An 18,560-nucleotide genomic window follows, 5' to 3' on the forward strand; every position below is an offset into this window, starting at 1 on the left:
CACGGCCCATTGACCCGAGCCCGGACTCGTCCGCTTCCAGGGAAACCGAGGGCCCGCGCCTCCCCAGGCGCGGGCCCTCGGTCTGTTCCCGGCGCTGTCAGTCCTTCCCCGTGTCCTCCAGCGCCGTCAGCGCCGGGTCCAGCACGATGTCCTCGTCGCGGGCCGCGGTCGTCGGCTCCTCCGGGAAGTGGCAGGCGGTCAGGTGGCCCTCGTGGTTGCCTTCGAGGCGGACCAGGGGAGGCACCTCGTTCGCGCACTTGTCCTGCGCCTTCCAGCAGCGGGTGCGGAAGCGGCAGCCGGAGGGCGGCATGATCGGCGAGGGGACGTCGCCGGCGAGGCGGATGCGCTCGCGGTCCTCCGACTCGTCGATCGTCGACACCTCGGGCACCGCCGACAGCAGGGCGTGCGTGTAGGGGTGCCGGGGCCTGCTGTAGATGGAGACCCGGTCGCCGACCTCGACCACCTTGCCGAGGTACATGACGGCGACGCGCTGCGAGAAGTGCCGGACGACGGCCAGGTCGTGGGCGATGAAGAGGAAGGCGATGCCGAGTTCCTGCTGCACTTCCTGGAGCAGGTTGACGACCTGTGCCTGGATGGACACGTCGAGCGCGGAGACCGGCTCGTCGGCCACGATCAGCTTCGGGTTGAGGGCCAGGGCGCGGGCCACGCCGATGCGCTGGCGCTGGCCGCCGGAGAACTCGTGCGGGAAGCGGTTGAAGTGCTCGGGGTTGAGACCCACGAGTTCGAGCAGTTCGCGGACCTTCTTGTCCCGGCCGCCCTTCGGGTCGATCCCGTTGACCTCCATGGGCGACTTGATGATCGTGCCGACGGTCTGCCGGGGGTTCAGCGAGGAGTACGGGTCCTGGAAGATCATCTGGATCTCGGACCGGACCGGCGCCAACTGCCTGCGTGAGGCATGGCTGATGTCCCGGCCCGCGTACTCGATCTTCCCGCCGGTCGGTTCCAGGAGCCGGGTGATGAGCCGGCCCGTGGTGGACTTGCCGCAGCCCGACTCTCCCACCAGGCCGACGCTCTCGCCGGCGCCGACGGTCAGGTCGACGTCGTCCACGGCCTGGACGGCGCCGACCTTGCGCTTGATCGGGAAGCCGCCGTAGACCGGGAAGTGCTTGGTCAGGCCCTGGACCTTCAGCAGCACCTCGGGCGACGCGGAGGCGGGACCCTGCTGTGCGGGAAGGGTGAGTTCGTCGCTCATGTCTCGGTCTCCCTAGCGCAGCCGGGGCTGGATCTTGTCGATGAAGATGGTCTGCTTCTGCTCCGCCGTCAGATGGCAGGCCGCGGCGCGTCCCTCGCCGAGTGGGGGACGCAGCGTGGCGCACCGGTCGCCGCCCACCTCACCGGTGAACGCGCAGCGCGGGTGGAAGGGGCAGCCGGACGGCGGGTTGAGCATGCTGGGCGGCGATCCCGGAATCGGGCTGAGCGGCTGGTCGAGGCTGCCGCCCAGGCGCGGCATCGAGCTGAGCAGGCCCCAGGTGTAGGGGTGCCGCGGGCTGCGCAGCACCTCGGCGGCGCTGCCGCGCTCCACGGCCCGTCCCGCGTACATCACGAGCAGGTCGTCGGCCATGTCGGAGATGACGCCGAGGTCGTGGGTGATGAAGACGATGGCCGAGCCGAACTCCTGCTGGAGGTCCTTGAGCAGGTCCAGGATCTGCGCCTGGACGGTCACGTCCAGGGCGGTGGTCGGCTCGTCGGCGATCAGGAGGTCGGGGTCGCAGACCAGGGCCATGGCGATCATCGCGCGTTGGCGCATACCGCCGGAGAACTGGTGCGGGTAGTCGTCCACCCGGCTCTTGGGCTGCGGGATGCCGACCTTGGTCAGCATCTCGATCGCCCGGGCCCGCGCCTCCTTCTTGGAGGCACCGGTGTGCTTCATGTACGGCTCGGCGATCTGCCGGCCCACCGTGTAGTACGGCGACAGCGCGGTCAGGGGGTCCTGGAAGATCATGGCGACCTTGTTGCCTCGGAGCTTCTCCAGCTCCTTCTCGGTCGCCGTGACCAGTTCCTTGCCGTCGAGGACGATCTCGCCGTCGACCGTGGTCGTCTTGGGGTTGTGCAGGCCCAGCACGGTGAGGTTGGTGACGGACTTGCCGGAACCCGACTCCCCCACGATGCCGAGGGTCCGGCCGCGCTCGACGTCGAAGGACAGGCCGTCGACCGCCTTGACGATGCCGTCCTCGGTGGAGAACCGCACCCGGAGGTCGCGGACCGAGAAGAAGGACTCCGGCCCGGTGGGGGCCGGCGCGCCTTCGGTCTTGGTCGAAGTGCTCACGGAGTTCTCCTAGCTGAGCCGCACGCGCGGGTCGATGTAGGCGTAGGCGAGGTCCACGACGATGTTCAGGATCAGGATGAAGAAGGCCCCGAACAGCATGACGCCCATCGTCACCGGCAGGTCCTTGGTCAGCGACGAGTCGACCGCGAGCCGGCCGATGCCGGCCAGGTCGAAGGTGAACTCCGTGACCACCGCCCCGGACAGCAGCGCGCTGAGGTCCACGCCGAGGATGGTGACGATCGGGATCAGCGAACCGCGCCAGGCGTAGCGGAAGAAGACGTAGCGCTGCTTCATGCCCTTGGCCCGTGCGGTGCGGACGTGCTCCTCCTGGAGCTGTTCGATCATGGTCGAGCGCGCCATACGGGTGTACTGGGCGGTGAAGATGGTGGCCATCACGCACCAGGGGATGATCATGCCGACCATCCAGGCGATCGGGTTCTCAGTGAACGGCTCGTACTTCGGGTTGTCCAAGATCCCCGACTGGTAGACGAAGATGCCGAGGACGATCGGGCCGAGGAAGTAGATCTGGAACGAGCTGAGGACGATCGAGGCACCGCTGACGGCCTTGTCCACCACGGTGCCGCGCTTCCAGGCGGCCAGCAGACCCGAGCCGAGGCCGAGGAACAGGAAGATGACCAGTCCGCCGAGCGTCAGGGAGAGCGTGAGCGGGAACCGGTCCAGGATCGAGTCCCAGACGAACTCTCCGGTGTCGAAGGACACCCCCAGGCACGGTGCGGAGCAGTGCCCCTGGCTGAAGTCCCGGCCGTTCACGATGCCCGCCATGAACTCCCAGAACTGGGAGGTGATGGGCTTGTCGAGGCCTAGGTTCTCGCGGATCACTTCGATGTTCTGCGGGGTGCAGTTTCGGCCGCAGGACAGCTCGGCGAAGTCCTGGGGGATCGTATAGAACAGGAAGAAGGTGAAGGCGCCGATCAGGAAGATGATCACGCATGCGCCGATCAACCTGCGAACGAGGAACTGAAGCATGGCAGGTGGATGCTCTCTTCGGGAACGCGGCGGCGGGTGGAGACGACCCCCGAGGGGGTGCGCCCTGCGTGGCGCGCACCCCCGCGGTCAGCCGGGCCGGCGGGCTACGGCTGCTTCAGGTACAGGTCGTTGATGTCGATGTAGCTCGACTCGTTGCTGTACCGGGCGCCGCCGATGTTCGATCCGTAGAGCTGGATCTGCTTGGAGTAGTAGACCGGGGCCGCCGGGTTGATCTCCTCCACGATCCGGTGGTGGGCCTTCTCCCAGGTCTTGGCCGCCTCCTCGGGCTCCTGCGTCAGGGCCTTCTTGATCAGCGCGTTGACCTCGGCGTCGTTGATGTGCGAGTAGTTGGACCCGCCGTCGGCGACCAGTTCACCGTCGTAGACCGGGGTGATGACCGTGGAGGCGCTGGGCCAGTCCTGGCCCCAGCCGGTCATGTAGAGGTCGTACGGGTTCTTCAGCTTGCCGACCTGCTCGTAGAAGCTGGCCCGGTCGATCTCCTTGGCCTGGACGTCGAAGCCGATCTTCGCCAGGGCGTCCTTGATGATGACCATCTGGGCCTGGCCGCGCGGGGTGTTGGAGTAGGCGTAGGTGAGCTTCGTGCCCTCCTTGACGCCCGCCTCCTTCAGCAGCTGCTTGGCCTTCTCCGGGTCGCCGTTGGGCTTCTTGAGCTTGCCGAACGGGTCGTACTTCGGGTCGAAGTTCGGCAGGGTCGGCGCGAGCAGGCCGCCGGCCACCTCGCCGCCGTAACGGCCGCCGTCCGCCTGGACCATGGACTCGTTCGGGATCGCGTAGGTGATCGCGTCGCGGACCTTCTTGTCCTTCAGGCGGTCCAGGTTGAAGGTGAGCTGCCAGACGTAGACCTGGTAGCCCTGGATGGTACGTTTCTTCGTCGCCGGGTCGCTGATGACCGTCGACATCTGGGCCGGGTCGACCGAGTCCGTGAACTGGATGGCGTTCTTGGCCTCGCCCTGGTCGGCGATGAGCCGCTTGGTCTGGCTGGCCTGGTCGATGGTGGAGCTGAAGTTGTAGCCGTCGACGTACTGGTGACGCACCGAGTCCGTCTTCGGGTCCCACTGGTCGTTCTTGACCAGCTTCATCGACTTGCCGGGCTTGTACTCGGCGATCTTGTAGGGGCCGAGGGACGCGGGGGCGTCGTCGTACTTCTCCTTCGTGTCCCGCTTCTCGGGCACGACGGCGTAACCGGCCATGGCGAGGGCCTGCGGAAGGTCCGGGCGCGGCTGGTCGAAGTGGAAGACGACCGTCTTGTCGTCCGGCGTCTCCAGCACCGAGTCCGGCAGGTGCTTGCCCTTGTACGGGCCGTCCGGCAGCGCCTTGCGGTAGTCGTTGCCCGAGAGCCAGGACTGGATGTAGGTCGGACCGTCGAAGATCACCTTGGAGTACAGGCGCTCGATGCTGTGCCGGACGTCCGCCGAGGTGATGGCGTTGCCCTGGTCGTCCTTGATGTTGTCCTTGAGCTTGTACGTCCAGGTCTTGCCGCCGTCGGAGGACTGGCCGGAGTCGGTGGCGATGTCGCCGACGACGGTCAGGTTGCCCTTCTCGTCCTCCTGGTAGTTCGTCAGGCCGCGGTGGATCAGGTTGGCGAACTGGCCGGCGTCGCTGACGTAGATCTGGCCCGGGTCCAGGTGGGTCATGTCCGACTGCATGTACACGTTGATGAACCCGCCGGGCTTCGCCCCGGGGACGTCCTCGGCCGGACCGTTGGACGCCGCGGCGTCGCCGTAGGACACGGGATCCTGCTGCTCGGCGGCGTCCTTCTGGTTCTTGGCGTCGCTCTTGCCCTTGCCGCCGCCGTTGTTGTCGCCGGAGCAGCCGGTCAGCACCAGCGCGCCGGCCACGATGGCCACGGCTATGGCGCGCGTGGTGCGCGTGGTGCGGGTTCTGATGGGCTTCATGATGCCGATCCACCTGCCTGTCGATAGTTGTCCACGAGTGCTGCCTGACGGTCCGGAAGCCCGGCACGGGGGTGGCAGCTCCCCCACCCACCAATGGACGGTTAGCGTCCGGTCTTGGGGTCGAATGCGTCCCGGACGGAGTCGCCGAGAAGGTTGAAGGAGAGGACGAAGACGACCAGCGCCACTCCCGGGAAGAACATGAACATCGGGTCCTGCTCGTACACGTCGGCACCGATGGCGAACATGCGGCCCCAGTCCGGGGTCGGTTCGACGAAGCCCACGCCGATGTACGAAAGGAAGGCGATGGACAGGATGGTGCTCGGGAGGATGTAGGTGGCCTGCACCAGGATCGGTGTGACGATGTTCGGCAGGATCTCCTTGCGCACGATGCGCCAGGGAGAGGCTCCGGACACCTTGGCCGCCTCCACGAACTCCCGTTCCCGCAGGGTCAGTACCGACCCGCGTACCAGACGGGCGAGCCCCATCCAGCCGAGGAACCACATCACCAGGGTGATGGCCACGGCTCTGAGGTAGGTGGGGGTCTCGTCCTGCGGGGAGACGAACATCGCGGTCACGACGGGCATGAAGGCGATGAAGAACAGCTGCTGCGGGAAGGCCAGGAAGAAGTCGGTGACGCGTCCCAGCCAGTAGTCGACCCGGCCGCCGAAGAAGCCGCTGACCATCCCGATGAGCACGCCGGTGACGACGCAGAGCGTGGTGACGAGCACGGCCATGTACAGGGAGGTGCGCATGCCGTACAGCAGCATGGTGAACACGTCGCGGCCCAGCTTGGGTTCGACGCCGAACCAGAAGTCGCCCGACATCCCGCCGAACGAGCCCGAGGGCATGGCGAAGTCGTCCAGGAGGAAGGGGTATTCGGGCTCCCGGGAGTACAGCGTGTACGGGTTCTTCCCGTACACCTTCGCGATGAGCGGGGCCAGTGCGGCGACGACGAAGTAGAGGAGCACGACGCAGGCCGACACGACCCCGGTCCGGTCGCGTTTGAACCGGAGCCACATCAACTGCCCGGGTGACCGGCCTTCGTGACTCTGCTCCTCCCCCGTCTTGGCGGGCTTGGGAGCATCATCGGTGACGGCCGCGGTTCCGCCGTCCTCAATGTCGATTGGACTTGTCACAATTCGTCCATTTCACAGGTGTGGGTGTGCCGAACCGGCGACCGGCGCAGGGTGTGCGCCATCGCGGTACGGATCATGAAGAAGCGTCGGGACGTTCCGGACGACACCGGAAACCCGCAGCCGGACGCGCGTAGCCGGATGCCCGGACTTCAGCGGCCGGCCCGCTCCTCAGAGTCGGTCGCCGTCCGACGGTGCACAGCTGCGGGCGACGGACCGTGTGACCCACCTGGTGTTCGTTACACCGCGCATGGGACTCCTCCTCATGACTCCACGTGTTCACCGACAGGAGGGGGCGTTCATCTGGCTTCCGACACCCCTGACGGAAGCTCAGTCACCCCCTGGTGCTCGTGAGTCGGGCACTGTCCCCACAGCGCTTGACCCATTGACCCGAGCGTTACGCGGCTAACTATCTGCCATGAGCAGAAGAACCGACCACCGTCTTTAAATCTCAATTCAGTCACAGCTCAGGGGTAGATCTTCCAAAATCTGGACAAACCGTTCGGGACGAGAAGACCGCGAAACGGACGTGTTACATGGGTATCGGGCGTCGATCTCCGCGTTTCGGACACGGGGCGGCCCTCGGAGGGTCGTCGAGGGGCTTCCGGCGCTCGGAAAACCGGTTGAAAAAAGCCCGGGCACCCCCATGATGGGGGCACCCGGGCTCCGCTGTCTGCCGCCGGACGGCGGGCGGGTCAGCCGTGCTTGGCGCGGCTCGCGGCGCGGGCGCGCTCGCGGGCGTCCAGGTTCACCTTGCGGATGCGAACGGCCTCCGGGGTCACCTCGACGCACTCGTCGTCGCGGCAGAACTCCAGCGACTGCTCCAGCGAGAGCTTGCGCGGCGGGACGATCGACTCGGTCACGTCGGCCGTGGACGACCGCATGTTGGTGAGCTTCTTCTCCTTGGTGATGTTGACGTCCATGTCGTCGGCGCGGGAGTTCTCGCCGACGATCATGCCCTCGTACACCTCGGTGCCGGGCTCGGTGAAGAGCACGCCGCGCTCCTGGAGGTTCGTCATCGCGAACGCGGTGACGGCGCCGGAGCGGTCGGCGACCAGCGAGCCGTTGTTGCGGGTCGTCAGGGTGCCGAACCAGGGCTCGTGGCCCTCGTGGATGGAGTGGGCGATGCCGGTGCCGCGGGTCTGGGTGAGGAACTCCGTCCGGAATCCGATCAGACCGCGCGAGGGCACCACGAACTCCATGCGGACCCAGCCCGAGCCGTGGTTGGACATGTTGTCCATCCGGCCCTTGCGGACGCCCATGAGCTGCGTGACCGCGCCCATGTGCTCCTCGGGCACGTCGATCGTCATGCGTTCGACGGGCTCGTGCACCTTGCCGTCGATCTCGCGCGTGACGACCTGCGGCTTGCCGACGGTCAGCTCGTAGCCCTCGCGGCGCATGGTCTCGACCAGGATGGCCAGCGCCAGCTCGCCGCGGCCCTGCACCTCCCAGGCGTCGGGGCGGTCGGTGTCCAGGACGCGGAGCGAGACGTTGCCGATGAGTTCGCGGTCCAGGCGGTCCTTGACCTGGCGGGCGGTGACCTTGCGGTCCTTGACGGCCGCCTTGTTGTCCGCGCCCTTGCCGGTGGCGCCGCGGCCGACCAGCGGCGAGGTGTTGGTGCCGATGGTCATGGAGATCGCGGGCTCGTCCACCGTGATCAGCGGCAGCGGGACCGGGTTCTCCTGGTCGGCCAGGGTCTCGCCGATCATGATGTCGGGGATGCCGGCGACCGCGCAGATGTCACCGGGGCCGGCCTTCTCGGCGGGCTTGCGGGTGAGCGCCTCGGTCATCATCAGCTCGGAGATCCGCACGTTCTGCACGGAGCCGTCGCGCTTCATCCAGGCGACGGTCTGGCCCTTCTTCAGCTCGCCCTGGTGCACGCGCAGCAGCGCGATGCGGCCGAGGAAGTTGTCGGCGTCCAGGTTGGTGACGTGCGCCTGGAGCGGGGCGTCGGCGTCGTAGGTCGGCGCCGGGATGTAGTCCAGGATCGTCGAGAAGAACGGCTCCAGGCTGGTGGAGTCGGCGGGGACCGTGCCGTCCTCGGGCTTGGTGAGCGAGGCGATGCCGTCGCGGCCGCAGGCGTAGACGATCGGGAACTCGATCTGCTCCTCGTCGGCGTCCAGGTCGAGGAAGAGGTCGTAGGTCTCGTTGACGACCTCGTCGATCCGGGCGTCCGGACGGTCCGTCTTGTTGATGCACAGGATGATCGGCAGCCGCTGGGCGAGCGCCTTGCGCAGCACGAAGCGGGTCTGCGGCAGCGGACCCTCGGAGGCGTCCACGAGCAGCACGACACCGTCGACCATCGACAGACCGCGCTCGACCTCGCCGCCGAAGTCGGCGTGGCCGGGGGTGTCGATGATGTTGATCGTGATCGGGTCCCCGCCGTCCTTCGGGTGGTACTTCACCGCGGTGTTCTTGGCGAGGATCGTGATGCCCTTCTCACGCTCCAGGTCGTTCGAGTCCATCATGCGGTCGTCGACGGAGTCGAGCTGGTGCGCCGCGAAGGCACCGGCCTGCTTGAGCATTCCGTCGACGATCGTGGTCTTGCCGTGGTCGACGTGGGCAACGATGGCGACGTTGCGGATGTCGTGACGCGTGGTGGACGCGGTCATATGAGGCGTACTCCCGGAGGGTGTGATGACGGCCCTCGCGGACGTCCGTGTCACGCGGGCCTGCCGGGCGGTACATGCCACGGCCTCACCCAATGGTACGGGGCTCCGGAGACTGCGGCTTGCCGGGAGGGTGGGGAACCCCTGGTCGTTGAGCGCGTATGAGTGTGTTCTGGCATGAATGGGTGAGCACGGTGGGGCGGGAAGGCCCTGTCTCCGAGCGGGAACGAGAGTTCGCCTGCCGAATGCGTGACCTGCGGCGGGTGCTCGTCGTTGACTGGAGTGGGCGGTTCGTAACGGCTGAGTGGGGGTGCGAGGTGGCTGGTCTTCGGGAGCTCGCAGCGCCGTTCGTCGTGTGCGGGCCGTCGGGGACGACGGTGCGCACCCGGCTCAAGCAGCTCACCGACGTGGATGTTGAGGTGCTGCGGCAGGTCGGCGCGCATCTGGGCACGCTGGCGTCCCGTGACCTGAAGGCACGCTGTCGTGCCGGGCTGGGGCATGATGCCGGGGCCTGGGCGGTGCGCAAGCGGGAGCTGACGCCGGTGTCATCGGCGCGGTGGGCGGGTGCGATCACCAAGGCGTCGCACGATCAGTGGGCGCTGGCCCGCCGCTGTGCCCACGCCCACATCCAGTCCCTGGAAGCGGGGGCGCGGACACTGCGGCACCGGCTGTCGTTGCCCCTCGGGCAGAAGGGGTCGAAGCACGCGCCGGGCGGGTACAGGAATCGGCGGGAGTGGCATGCCAAGGCCCGGCGCCTGCACGTCCTGGAGGACCGCCTGCAGCGGGCGCGCGCGGACTGGGAGACCGGGACCGTGCACGTGGTCCGGGGCGGCAAACGCCTGGCCCGCGCACGGCATCACCTGACGGATGCCGGGCTCACCGAGGCCCGGTGGCGTGAGCGGTGGGAAGCCGAGCGGTGGTTTGTGCAGGCGGACGGGGAGTCCGGGAAACGCTTCGGGAACGAGACGATCCGTATCGCCCCGGACGGCGAGGTGTCCGTCCGGCTCCCGGCCCCGCTGGCTCATCTGGCCAACGCGGCGCACGGCCGGTACGTCCTCACCGGCAGGGTGACCTTCGCGCACCGGGGGCAGGAGTGGGCCGACCGCGTCGCCGCGCACCGGGCCGTCGCCTACCGCATCCACTACGACACCACCCGGGGCCGCTGGTACGTGACCGCGTCCTGGCAGAAGCCCGTCACCCGCACCGTCCCTACGGCTGCGGCTCTGGCCGAGGGGGTGATCGGGGTCGACATGAACGCCGACCACCTCGCCGCCTGGCACCTCGACACCCACGGCAACCCCGTCGGAGACCCGCGCCGCTTCTCCTACGACCTCACCGGACCCGCCACCCACCGCGACGCCCAGGTCCGCCACGCGCTCACCCGGCTCCTCCACTGGGCCACCGCCTCCGGGGTGAAGGCCATCGCCGTCGAGGACCTGGACTTCACCGCCGAGAAGACCCGCGAGAAGCACGGCGCGAGGAGGCGGTTCCGGCAGTTGGTCTCCGGCATACCCACAGGACGACTCCGCGCCCGCCTGACCTCCATGGCCGACCAGACCGGCATCACGATCATCGCCGTCGACCCCGCCTACACCTCCCGCTGGGGCGCCCAGCACTGGCAGAAACCCCTCACCATCAGCACCCGCAAGACGACCCGGCACGATGCGGCGAGCATCGCGATCGGGCGACGCGCCCAGGGCTACCCGGTCCGGCGTCGGACGGCACCGCCCCGCACCCACCAGAGCGATGGATGCGGGCATCGGACCGCCCAGGCCGAACCGGAGACTCCTGGACGTGAGGGACCCCGCCCCCGTATCCCCGGACCACGGACACGATCCGTGCCACCGGACACGGAGCGAACGCGGGCAACCAGGACACCCAACACCGTTCGGGATGTCCGCAGTAAGCAGGAATGGGTCCAAGACTCACTCCTGCTCACAGAATAGGAACGGTTCAGGAGGAGGGAGAGGACGACGGGGCGGAGGGACGGGAGCCCTGGGCGCCCTTCTCGAGGAAGCCCATGTCCTCGTAGACCGGCGTCTCGAAGCCGAAGGCTCCCGCGTTGGCGAGGTTCTTGCGGGCCACCGTCAGCTGGGGGCGCTGGTAGAGCGGGATGGAGCCGGCGGCCGCCCAGATCCGCGAGTCCGCCTTGCGCAGCAGGTCCCGCGCCTCCTTCTGGTCCAGGGTGGTCATGGCCCGGTCGAAGAGCTGGTCGACCTGGTCGGTGCCGACCCGGGTGTAGTTCTGCGCGACGTTCAGGGAGCCGTCGGCGGCCGGGACGGGCTTGGCGTAGATGGGGCGGGCGTCGGTGGCCGGGAAGGCGGAGGCGGGCCAGGAGTAGAGCGCCAGGTCGTACTCGCCGGCGGCGATGTGGTCCTTGAAGTAGCTCTCGTCCGGCACCTTGGTGATCTCGGTGCCGATGCCGATGTCCTTCAGCATGTCCGTGATGCGGTCGGCCACGGTGCGCAGGGTCTCGGAGCCGGGGCCCGAGGGGAGTACGAAGCGCAGGGTGAGTGCCTTGCCGTCCTTGGCGAGCGGGGCCGCCACCGAGCCGGCCGGGGCCGCGGTGCCCTTGGGCGCGTAGGCGCCGGGGGCGCCGCCCTGGGCGGTGTTCTTGCCGCTGCTGTGCTTCTCGCCACTCTCCCGGTCGGTGCCGTCGTCGCTCTTGTCGTCCGGGTTCTTGCTGTCCTCGTTCTTGCTGTCCGCGTTCTTGTCGCCCGCGTTCTTGTTGTCCTCGCCGACGATGTACGTGCCGTCGTCGTCGCCCTCGGACTTCTTCTTCTCCTTGTCCTCGCCGTTCTCGCCCTTCTCGTCCTTCTCGTCCTTCTCGGCCCCGGCCGCCTTCTCGCCGTCCTTCTTCACCGGGCCCCCGCGCACCCACCCGGCGTCCGCGAGCAGGGCCCGGGCCTCCTTGGCGTTCTGCTCGCCCAGCGCGCCGCTGCCGTCGGCGTAGGCGGGCTGGCCGGACAGGGCGAGGTGGCTGCCGACGGGCTCGGCGGGCAGGCCGAGCGGCTTCAGCACCGTCTCGGCCAGCTTCTCGCGGTCCAGGGCGCGGGCCACGGCCCTGCGGACGCGCTCGTCGGCGAGGGGGCCGCCGGAGCCGTTGAGGGCGAGCTGGGTGTAGGCGGGTTCCAGCGACTTGCGGACCTCGAAGCCGCTCAGCGCCTTCTGCCGGCGCGCGGCCTTCGCCTCGGCCTCGCGCCGCTCCTCGCGGGCGAGGATCTCCTCCTCGGCGGCCTCCTCGTCGGAGCCGTTGGCGACGGCCCAGGAGCGCAGCGCCTCGGCTGCGGACCTGCCCTGGGCGCCCGCGGCCGGGGAGCCCTGCGGGCCCATCAGCGGGGTGCCGGTGGCCGGGTCCCGGGGCGCCGCGGCCAGGGTGACCTCGTCGGCGGTCTCCGGGTCGATCTCCGCCAGGTCGAGCTTGCCGGCGACGAGTTCCGAGACGCGCTCGTCGCGCGGTACGGCGCGCAGCACGATCTTGTCCAGCTTCGCCGGGGCGCCCCACCAGCGCGGGTTGCCGGTGAGGACGACCTGGTCGGCCTTGGTGTCGACCTTCTTGACCGTGAAGGGCCCGGCGGTGACCTTGAGCGACCGCCGCGCGCCGTCGTTGAAGGCGTCGGGGGTGCCCATGACGTCCTTCGGGTACAGCGGCGAGAACAGGGCCTTCCAGTCGGCGTAGGGCCGGCTGAAGGTGACCTTGACCTCGAGGTCGTCGGCGCCGCGCTCGATCTTCTCAATCCGGTCGTAGCCGGCGTTGCGGGCGGTCCAGTAGGCGCTGTCCTTGCCGGACAGGGCGCGCCACTGGGCGGCGAAGTCCGCGGCGCCGATCTCCCGTCCGTCGCTCCATACGGCCTGCTGGTTCAGCTTGTAGACGACGACCTGCTTGGGCTCGGTGTCGACGACCTCGGCCGACTCCAGGTAGTCGGGGTTGCGCACCGGGCTGCCGTTCTCGTCCATCCGGTACATCGAGGGCAGCACGGCCTGGGCGACGCGGGTCGTGGTGGCGTCGGCGTCCGACTGGAAGGTGTTCAGCGTGTCCGGTACGGAGTCCACGGCCCAGCGCAGGGTGCCGCCGTCGGAGACGGAGGCGCGGGTCGCGGCGCCGACGTCCTGTGCGGCGAGCGGCTTGCCGGCCGATTCCTCGGAGGTGCAGCCGGCCAGCGCGGGGACCGCGAGGACACCCGCGGTGAGGAAGGCGACCGAACGCATGACCGCGCGCGGTCCGACGCCGACGTGGGACATCTCTGCTACCTCCGGAAGGCCGCGTTTGCTGCGTTGTGCCGCATTTGCCGTATGTGCGGTATTCAAGTTGATCATTTGTATCCGGACGGGGATGCGGCCACTGAAGGGGAAACGGTTCGGCGACGCCGGGAGACACGGCGACGACGGTGCGCAAGCTCACCCGTGCGGCTCAACCCCGCCCGCGATGCACCGACGCGCCCCGGCCAATCGGTGCACATCCCTTCCCAGCGGCCGGTGTGACGCGCGACACTCTCAGGCGCATGCGCGTCGCCCCCGAGTCACGGCCCGGCGACTGTCTGCCGTGTCCGACGGAAGTGAGGTCACGTCTTGTCCGTGCACGACGATCTGTCATCCGTGCAGCGCAGCCTCGACGAACTGGCCCGGACGGTGACCCGGCTGGAGCAGCAGCTGGGCAGCGGCGGCCTGGAGGTCCGCCGGGTCCGCACCGACGCCGACCACCTGCGCGAGAGCCTCGCGCTGCTGCGGGCGGCGGCTGCCGCGCCGGACGCGCCGAAGCGTCCGGACCTCGTACCGATCCCCGACACGCCGTACGACGGCTCGCTGTGGACGGACTCGGACGACGAGGGCCTCGGCGCCCGCGACCGCCGCGCCCCCTGATCCCGACCCGACCGACCGGAGTCGCCCAGTGGCCACTGGTACGGAACCCCCAGCGACCGACCCCCATACGCGCGGCGGCGTGCACACCCCGACGCGCGCCGCCATCCGCGCCCCGCACCTGCGCACCGACCGCTGGTGGCTGGCACCGGCCGCCACCGCGGCGGGCCTGCTGGCCTTCGTCGTCTACTCGACCTGGCGGGCCTTCGCCAACGCCGACTACTACGCGGCCCCCTACGTCTCGCCCTTCTACTCCCCCTGTCTGGCGGAGAACTGTGAGCCGATGCGCTCGGGGCCCAACTGGGAACTCTTTGGCACCTGGTGGGGCATCTCCCCCGCGATCATCATCCTGATCTTCCCGCTCGGCTTCCGCCTGACCTGCTACTACTACCGCAAGGCCTACTACCGGGGCTTCTGGGCGTCCCCGCCGGCCTGCGCGGTGGCCGAGCCGCACCGGAAGTACACCGGCGAGACCCGCTTCCCGCTGATCCTGCAGAACGTCCACCGGTACTTCTTCTACGCGGCGCTCCTGGTCGCGGGCATCCTCACCTACGACACCGTGCTCGCCTTCCGCGACGAGCACTACGCGTGGGGGCACATGGGGCTCGGCACCCTGGTGTTCCTGGCCAACATCGTGTTGATCTGGGCGTACACCGTCTCCTGCCACTCCTGCCGGCACATCGTCGGCGGCAAGCTGAAGCACTTCTCCCGGCACCCCGTGCGCTACCGGATGTGGCAGCTGGTCGGCCGGCTCAACGCCCGGCACATGCAGCTCGCCTGGGCGTCACTGGTGAGCGTGGCACTCGCCGACTTCTACGTGTATCTCGTCGCGTCCGGTGTCTTCGACGATCCGAGGTTGTTCTGATGTCCGTGGTCGACCGGCAGGAATGGGACGTCGTCGTGGTGGGCGCGGGCGGCGCCGGACTGCGCGCCGCCGTCGAGGCCCGCGAGCGGGGCGCCCGTACGGCCGTGATCTGCAAGTCGCTGTTCGGCAAGGCGCACACCGTGATGGCCGAGGGCGGCATCGCCGCCTCCATGGGCAACGTCAACTCCGGCGACAACTGGCAGGTCCACTTCCGCGACACCATGCGCGGCGGCAAGTTCCTCAACCAGTGGCGGATGGCCGAGCTGCACGCCCAGGAGGCCCCGCAGCGGGTGTGGGAGCTGGAGACCTGGGGCGCGCTGTTCGACCGTACGAAGGACGGCCGGATCTCGCAGCGCAACTTCGGCGGCCACGAGTACCCGCGCCTCGCCCACGTCGGCGACCGCACCGGCCTGGAGCTGATCCGCACCCTCCAGCAGAAGATCGTCTCGCTCCAGCAGGAGGACTTCCGCGAGACCGGGGACCACGAGTCCCGGCTGAAGGTCTTCCAGGAGTGCACGGTCACCCGCGTGCTCAAGGAGGACCGCAAGGTCTCCGGGGTCTTCGGCTACGAGCGCGAGACCGGCCGCTTCTTCGTCCTCCAGGCGCCCTCGGTGGTGATCGCCACCGGCGGCATCGGCAAGTCGTTCAAGGTGACGTCGAACTCGTGGGAGTACACGGGCGACGGCCACGCCCTGGCGCTGCTGGCCGGGGCGCCGCTGCTGAACATGGAGTTCGTGCAGTTCCACCCGACGGGCATGGTCTGGCCGCCCTCGGTCAAGGGCATCCTCGTCACCGAGTCGGTGCGCGGCGACGGCGGGGTGCTGCGCAACTCCGAGGGCAAGCGGTTCATGTTCGACTACGTACCGGACGTCTTCAAGGAGAAGTACGCCGAGTCGGAGGAGGAGGGCGACCGCTGGTACGACGATCCGGACCACAACCGGCGCCCGCCCGAGCTGCTGCCCCGCGACGAGGTCGCCCGCGCGATCAACGCCGAGGTGAAGGAGGGCCGCGGCTCCCCGCACGGCGGGGTCTTCCTCGACGTGTCGACCCGGATGTCCGCCGACGTGATCCGGCGCCGGCTGCCTTCCATGTACCACCAGTTCAAGGAGCTGGCGGACGTGGACATCACGGCGGAGGCGATGGAGGTCGGGCCCACCTGCCACTACGTGATGGGCGGGATCGCCGTCGACTCCGACACCGCCGCCGCCCGCGGCGTGCCGGGGCTGTTCGCGGCCGGTGAGGTGGCGGGCGGGATGCACGGCTCCAACCGGCTGGGCGGCAACTCGCTCTCCGACCTGCTGGTGTTCGGCCGCCGGGCCGGTCGGTACGCGGCCGAGTACGCGGCGGGGCAGACGGACGAGGGCGCCCGCGCACGGGTCGACGACGCGCAGGTCGACGCCGCCGCCGCGGAGGCGCTGCGGCCGTTCTCCGCCGAGGCGCACGAGCCCGCCGACGGCCCACCGGAGAACCCGTACACCCTGCACCAGGAACTCCAGCAGACGATGAACGACCTGGTCGGCATCATCCGCCGCGAGGCGGAGATGAAGCAGGCCCTGGAGAAGCTGGCGGAGCTGCGGACCCGGGCCCGCCGGGCCGGCGTGGAGGGGCACCGGCAGTTCAACCCCGGCTGGCACCTGGCCCTGGACCTGCGCAACATGCTGCTGGTCAGCGAGTGCGTGGCGCGGGCCGCGCTGGAGCGCACCGAGTCGCGCGGCGGGCACACCCGCGAGGACCATCCGTCGATGGACCGGCGCTGGCGCCCGGCCAACCTGATCTGCTCGCTGGCCGACCCGTCGGGGGGACTCGCGGCGACGGACCCGGAGCGCGGCCGGATCGCCCTGGAGCGGCAGACCACCGAGCCGATCCGGCCCGACCTGCTCGCCCTCTTCGACAAGGAGGAGCTGGTGAAGTACCTCGCCGACGAGGAACTGGAGGGCCTGTCCGAATGAGCGGCTACGAGGCCCGCTTCAAGGTGTGGCGCGGCGACGTGGAGGGCGGCGGCCTCGAGGACTTCACGGTCGAGGTGAACGACGGCGAGGTGGTCCTCGACATCATCCACCGCCTCCAGGCCACCCAGGCCCCCGACCTCGCGGTGCGCTGGAACTGCAAGGCGGGCAAGTGCGGTTCGTGCTCGGCGGAGATCAACGGACGGCCGCGGCTGCTGTGCATGACCCGCATGTCCGTCTTCACCCGCGAGGAGACGATCACCGTCACCCCGCTGCGCGCGTTCCCGGTGATCCGGGACCTGGTGACGGACGTCGGGTTCAACTACACCAAGGCCCGCGAGGTCCCGGCCTTCGTGCCGCCCGCCGATCTCGGCCCCGGCGAGTACCGGATGATGCAGGAGGACGTGGACCGCTCGCAGGAGTTCCGCAAGTGCATCGAGTGCTTCCTGTGCCAGGACACCTGCCATGTCGTGCGGGACCACGAGGAGAACAAGCCCGCCTTCGCGGGCCCGCGCTTCCTCATGCGCGTCGCCGAGCTGGACATGCACCCGCTGGACGCCGCCGGCGCCACCGGCCTGGACCGCTCGCGCACCGCCCAGGACGACCACGGCCTCGGCTACTGCAACATCACCAAGTGCTGCACGGAGGTCTGCCCCGAGGGGATCAGGATCACGGACAACGCGCTGATCCCCCTGAAGGAACGGGCCGTCGACCGCAAGTACGACCCGCTGGTGTGGCTGGGGTCGAAGATCGGCCGGCGCCGGTCCGACCGGGCTTAGCGCACCCAGCCGTCCCGGTACGACGTCCAGTCCTCCTCCGTCGCCGCGAAGTCGATGTACGCCGCGACGCCGAACCGCTCCCGGTCGGCGTCCGTGCGGGACAGGCCGAGGCGGACGCCGCGGACGGCGGCGGCGACGGTCTCCGCGTGGTTCCAGTGGCCGAAGCGGTTCTCGTGGTAGAAGGGCAGGCCCATCAGGAGGTGGGTCGTCGGCGGGGTGACCTCCAGGGCCAGCGAGGTCTGCTGGGCGACGTAGCCGCCGTACAGGCTCTCCAGGGGCTGCATGGTGTCGTACGACATGACGGCGATCTGGTCGACGCGGCGGGCGACCTGCCCGAAGAACTTCTGCGACCACCACTTGGGGTGTCCGGCGACCGTGCCCCAGAAGGAGTGGAAGCCCGGCAGCGGGTCGATCTGGTGGGCGGCGACGGAGAGCTGCGCGTCGCGGGCGCGGGTGACGGCGCGGATGTCGTCCAGGAGGGAGAGGTAGTTCCGGTCACCGGAGTGCAGCGGCTCCAGGTCGAGATGGACTCCGTCGTAGCCCACGTCCAGGACCTGGCGGGCCGAGTCGACGACGGCGGCGCGGGTTTCGGTCTTCTCCAGGCGCATGCCGTCGGGGCTCTCGGTGGCGAGGACGTCGCCGAGGAAGGCCTGGACGCGGACGCCGGGCAGCTCACGGTGCACGCCGTCGATCAGCCAGCGGGCCCTGGGGTAGAGGGATTTCGGCAGGGTGCCGTCGTGTTCCATCGGGCCGGTGTGGACGTACAGGTCGCGGATTCCGGTGGTCTTCAGTTCCCGGGCCAGCGCCTTGAGGTCCGCGTCCTTCTTGCGGCCGTCGACCCAGGCGTGGCCGAGCCACATCGCGTCGCGGTTGCGGGTGTGGGTGCCGTCGGCCGGGTCGCCCATGTAGTTGATGCGGAGGGCGGTCTCGGCGGTGAGGAGGGGGACGAGGAGGACGAGGACGATGGCGAGCACCGTTCGGCGGATGCGGATGCGGATGCCGGTGCGGCGGCGCGTTCGCCGGGACGCCTCGGCTTCGCCTTCGGCATCCCTGTTCCCACCCGCACCACCCGTGCTGCTTTCGCTTTCGGGTGCGGGTGGCCCCGGTGGCCCGTCCTCGCCGTCGGCGGCTGCCGGTTCGGGTTTTCTCGGTTCCGTGTCCTCCACCGTGTCCCCTCCCTG

Annotated in this window: 13 protein-coding genes; 5 read left to right on the forward strand and 8 right to left on the reverse strand. The window is 69.3% G+C overall.

The window, feature by feature from the left end; all coding sequences use genetic code 11:
* Positions 1 to 97: 97 nt before the first annotated feature.
* From D1J63_RS12825 to typA, 6 genes are all read right to left on the reverse strand, one after another.
* Positions 98 to 1,213 carry an oligopeptide/dipeptide ABC transporter ATP-binding protein gene (locus tag D1J63_RS12825; RefSeq protein WP_125628979.1) on the reverse strand — a complete coding sequence of 372 codons (1,116 nt, stop codon included), beginning with the start codon at positions 1,211 to 1,213 and terminating at the stop codon, positions 98 to 100.
* A gap of 12 nt (positions 1,214 to 1,225) precedes the next feature.
* A complete protein-coding gene (locus D1J63_RS12830) occupies positions 1,226 to 2,287 on the reverse strand; it encodes an ABC transporter ATP-binding protein (protein WP_125628980.1) in 1,062 nt (353 codons plus the stop codon).
* Positions 2,288 to 2,296: 9 nt separating this feature from the next.
* The gene (locus D1J63_RS12835; protein ID WP_125628981.1) at positions 2,297 to 3,274 is read right to left on the reverse strand and encodes an ABC transporter permease; all 978 of its coding nucleotides are present in this window, start codon (positions 3,272 to 3,274) and stop codon (positions 2,297 to 2,299) included.
* A 104-nt stretch (positions 3,275 to 3,378) separates the two neighbouring features.
* Complete coding sequence (locus D1J63_RS12840) at positions 3,379 to 5,190, reverse strand: ABC transporter substrate-binding protein (protein WP_125628982.1); 1,812 nt, start codon at positions 5,188 to 5,190, stop codon at positions 3,379 to 3,381.
* A 101-nt stretch (positions 5,191 to 5,291) separates the two neighbouring features.
* Positions 5,292 to 6,308: an ABC transporter permease gene (locus D1J63_RS12845; protein ID WP_240798670.1), complete on the reverse strand. Its 1,017-nt coding sequence runs from the start codon at positions 6,306 to 6,308 to the stop codon at positions 5,292 to 5,294.
* Between the two features lie 710 nt (positions 6,309 to 7,018).
* A complete protein-coding gene (gene typA / locus D1J63_RS12850; RefSeq protein ID WP_125628983.1) occupies positions 7,019 to 8,935 on the reverse strand; it encodes a translational GTPase TypA in 1,917 nt (638 codons plus the stop codon).
* Between the two features lie 314 nt (positions 8,936 to 9,249).
* On the opposite strand from typA, the gene D1J63_RS12855 reads away from it, so the two are divergent.
* Positions 9,250 to 10,878, forward strand: coding sequence for an IS200/IS605 family element transposase accessory protein TnpB (locus D1J63_RS12855; protein ID WP_125628984.1), 1,629 nt, complete (start codon positions 9,250 to 9,252; stop codon positions 10,876 to 10,878).
* A 7-nt stretch (positions 10,879 to 10,885) separates the two neighbouring features.
* Here D1J63_RS12855 and D1J63_RS12860 read toward each other — a convergent pair whose 3' ends face one another.
* The gene (locus tag D1J63_RS12860; RefSeq protein WP_125628985.1) at positions 10,886 to 13,174 is read right to left on the reverse strand and encodes an ABC transporter substrate-binding protein; all 2,289 of its coding nucleotides are present in this window, start codon (positions 13,172 to 13,174) and stop codon (positions 10,886 to 10,888) included.
* A 327-nt stretch (positions 13,175 to 13,501) separates the two neighbouring features.
* On the opposite strand from D1J63_RS12860, the gene D1J63_RS12870 reads away from it, so the two are divergent.
* Genes D1J63_RS12870 through D1J63_RS12885 form a run of 4 tightly spaced genes read left to right on the forward strand, consistent with a single transcriptional unit; the run spans position 13,502 to position 17,379 of the window.
* Positions 13,502 to 13,792: a hypothetical protein gene (locus tag D1J63_RS12870; RefSeq protein WP_061442720.1), complete on the forward strand. Its 291-nt coding sequence runs from the start codon at positions 13,502 to 13,504 to the stop codon at positions 13,790 to 13,792.
* 28 nt (positions 13,793 to 13,820) lie between these two features.
* A complete protein-coding gene (locus D1J63_RS12875) occupies positions 13,821 to 14,654 on the forward strand; it encodes a hypothetical protein (protein ID WP_125628987.1) in 834 nt (277 codons plus the stop codon).
* On the forward strand, positions 14,654 to 16,603 hold the full coding sequence (locus D1J63_RS12880) for a fumarate reductase/succinate dehydrogenase flavoprotein subunit (protein WP_102930874.1): 1,950 nt from the start codon (positions 14,654 to 14,656) through the stop codon (positions 16,601 to 16,603). Before D1J63_RS12875 ends, D1J63_RS12880 begins: the two co-directional genes overlap by 1 nt.
* Positions 16,600 to 17,379, forward strand: coding sequence for a succinate dehydrogenase/fumarate reductase iron-sulfur subunit (locus D1J63_RS12885; RefSeq protein ID WP_125628988.1), 780 nt, complete (start codon positions 16,600 to 16,602; stop codon positions 17,377 to 17,379). Before D1J63_RS12880 ends, D1J63_RS12885 begins: the two co-directional genes overlap by 4 nt.
* Here D1J63_RS12885 and D1J63_RS12890 read toward each other — a convergent pair.
* Positions 17,376 to 18,545, reverse strand: coding sequence for a glycoside hydrolase family 18 protein (locus D1J63_RS12890; RefSeq protein ID WP_241235552.1), 1,170 nt, complete (start codon positions 18,543 to 18,545; stop codon positions 17,376 to 17,378). The two genes, D1J63_RS12885 and D1J63_RS12890, sit on opposite strands and share 4 nt — an antisense overlap.
* Positions 18,546 to 18,560 lie beyond the last annotated feature (15 nt).

Source organism: Streptomyces sp. KPB2 (genome assembly GCF_003950055.1).
In the GTDB taxonomy this organism is placed as follows: domain Bacteria; phylum Actinomycetota; class Actinomycetes; order Streptomycetales; family Streptomycetaceae; genus Streptomyces; species Streptomyces salinarius.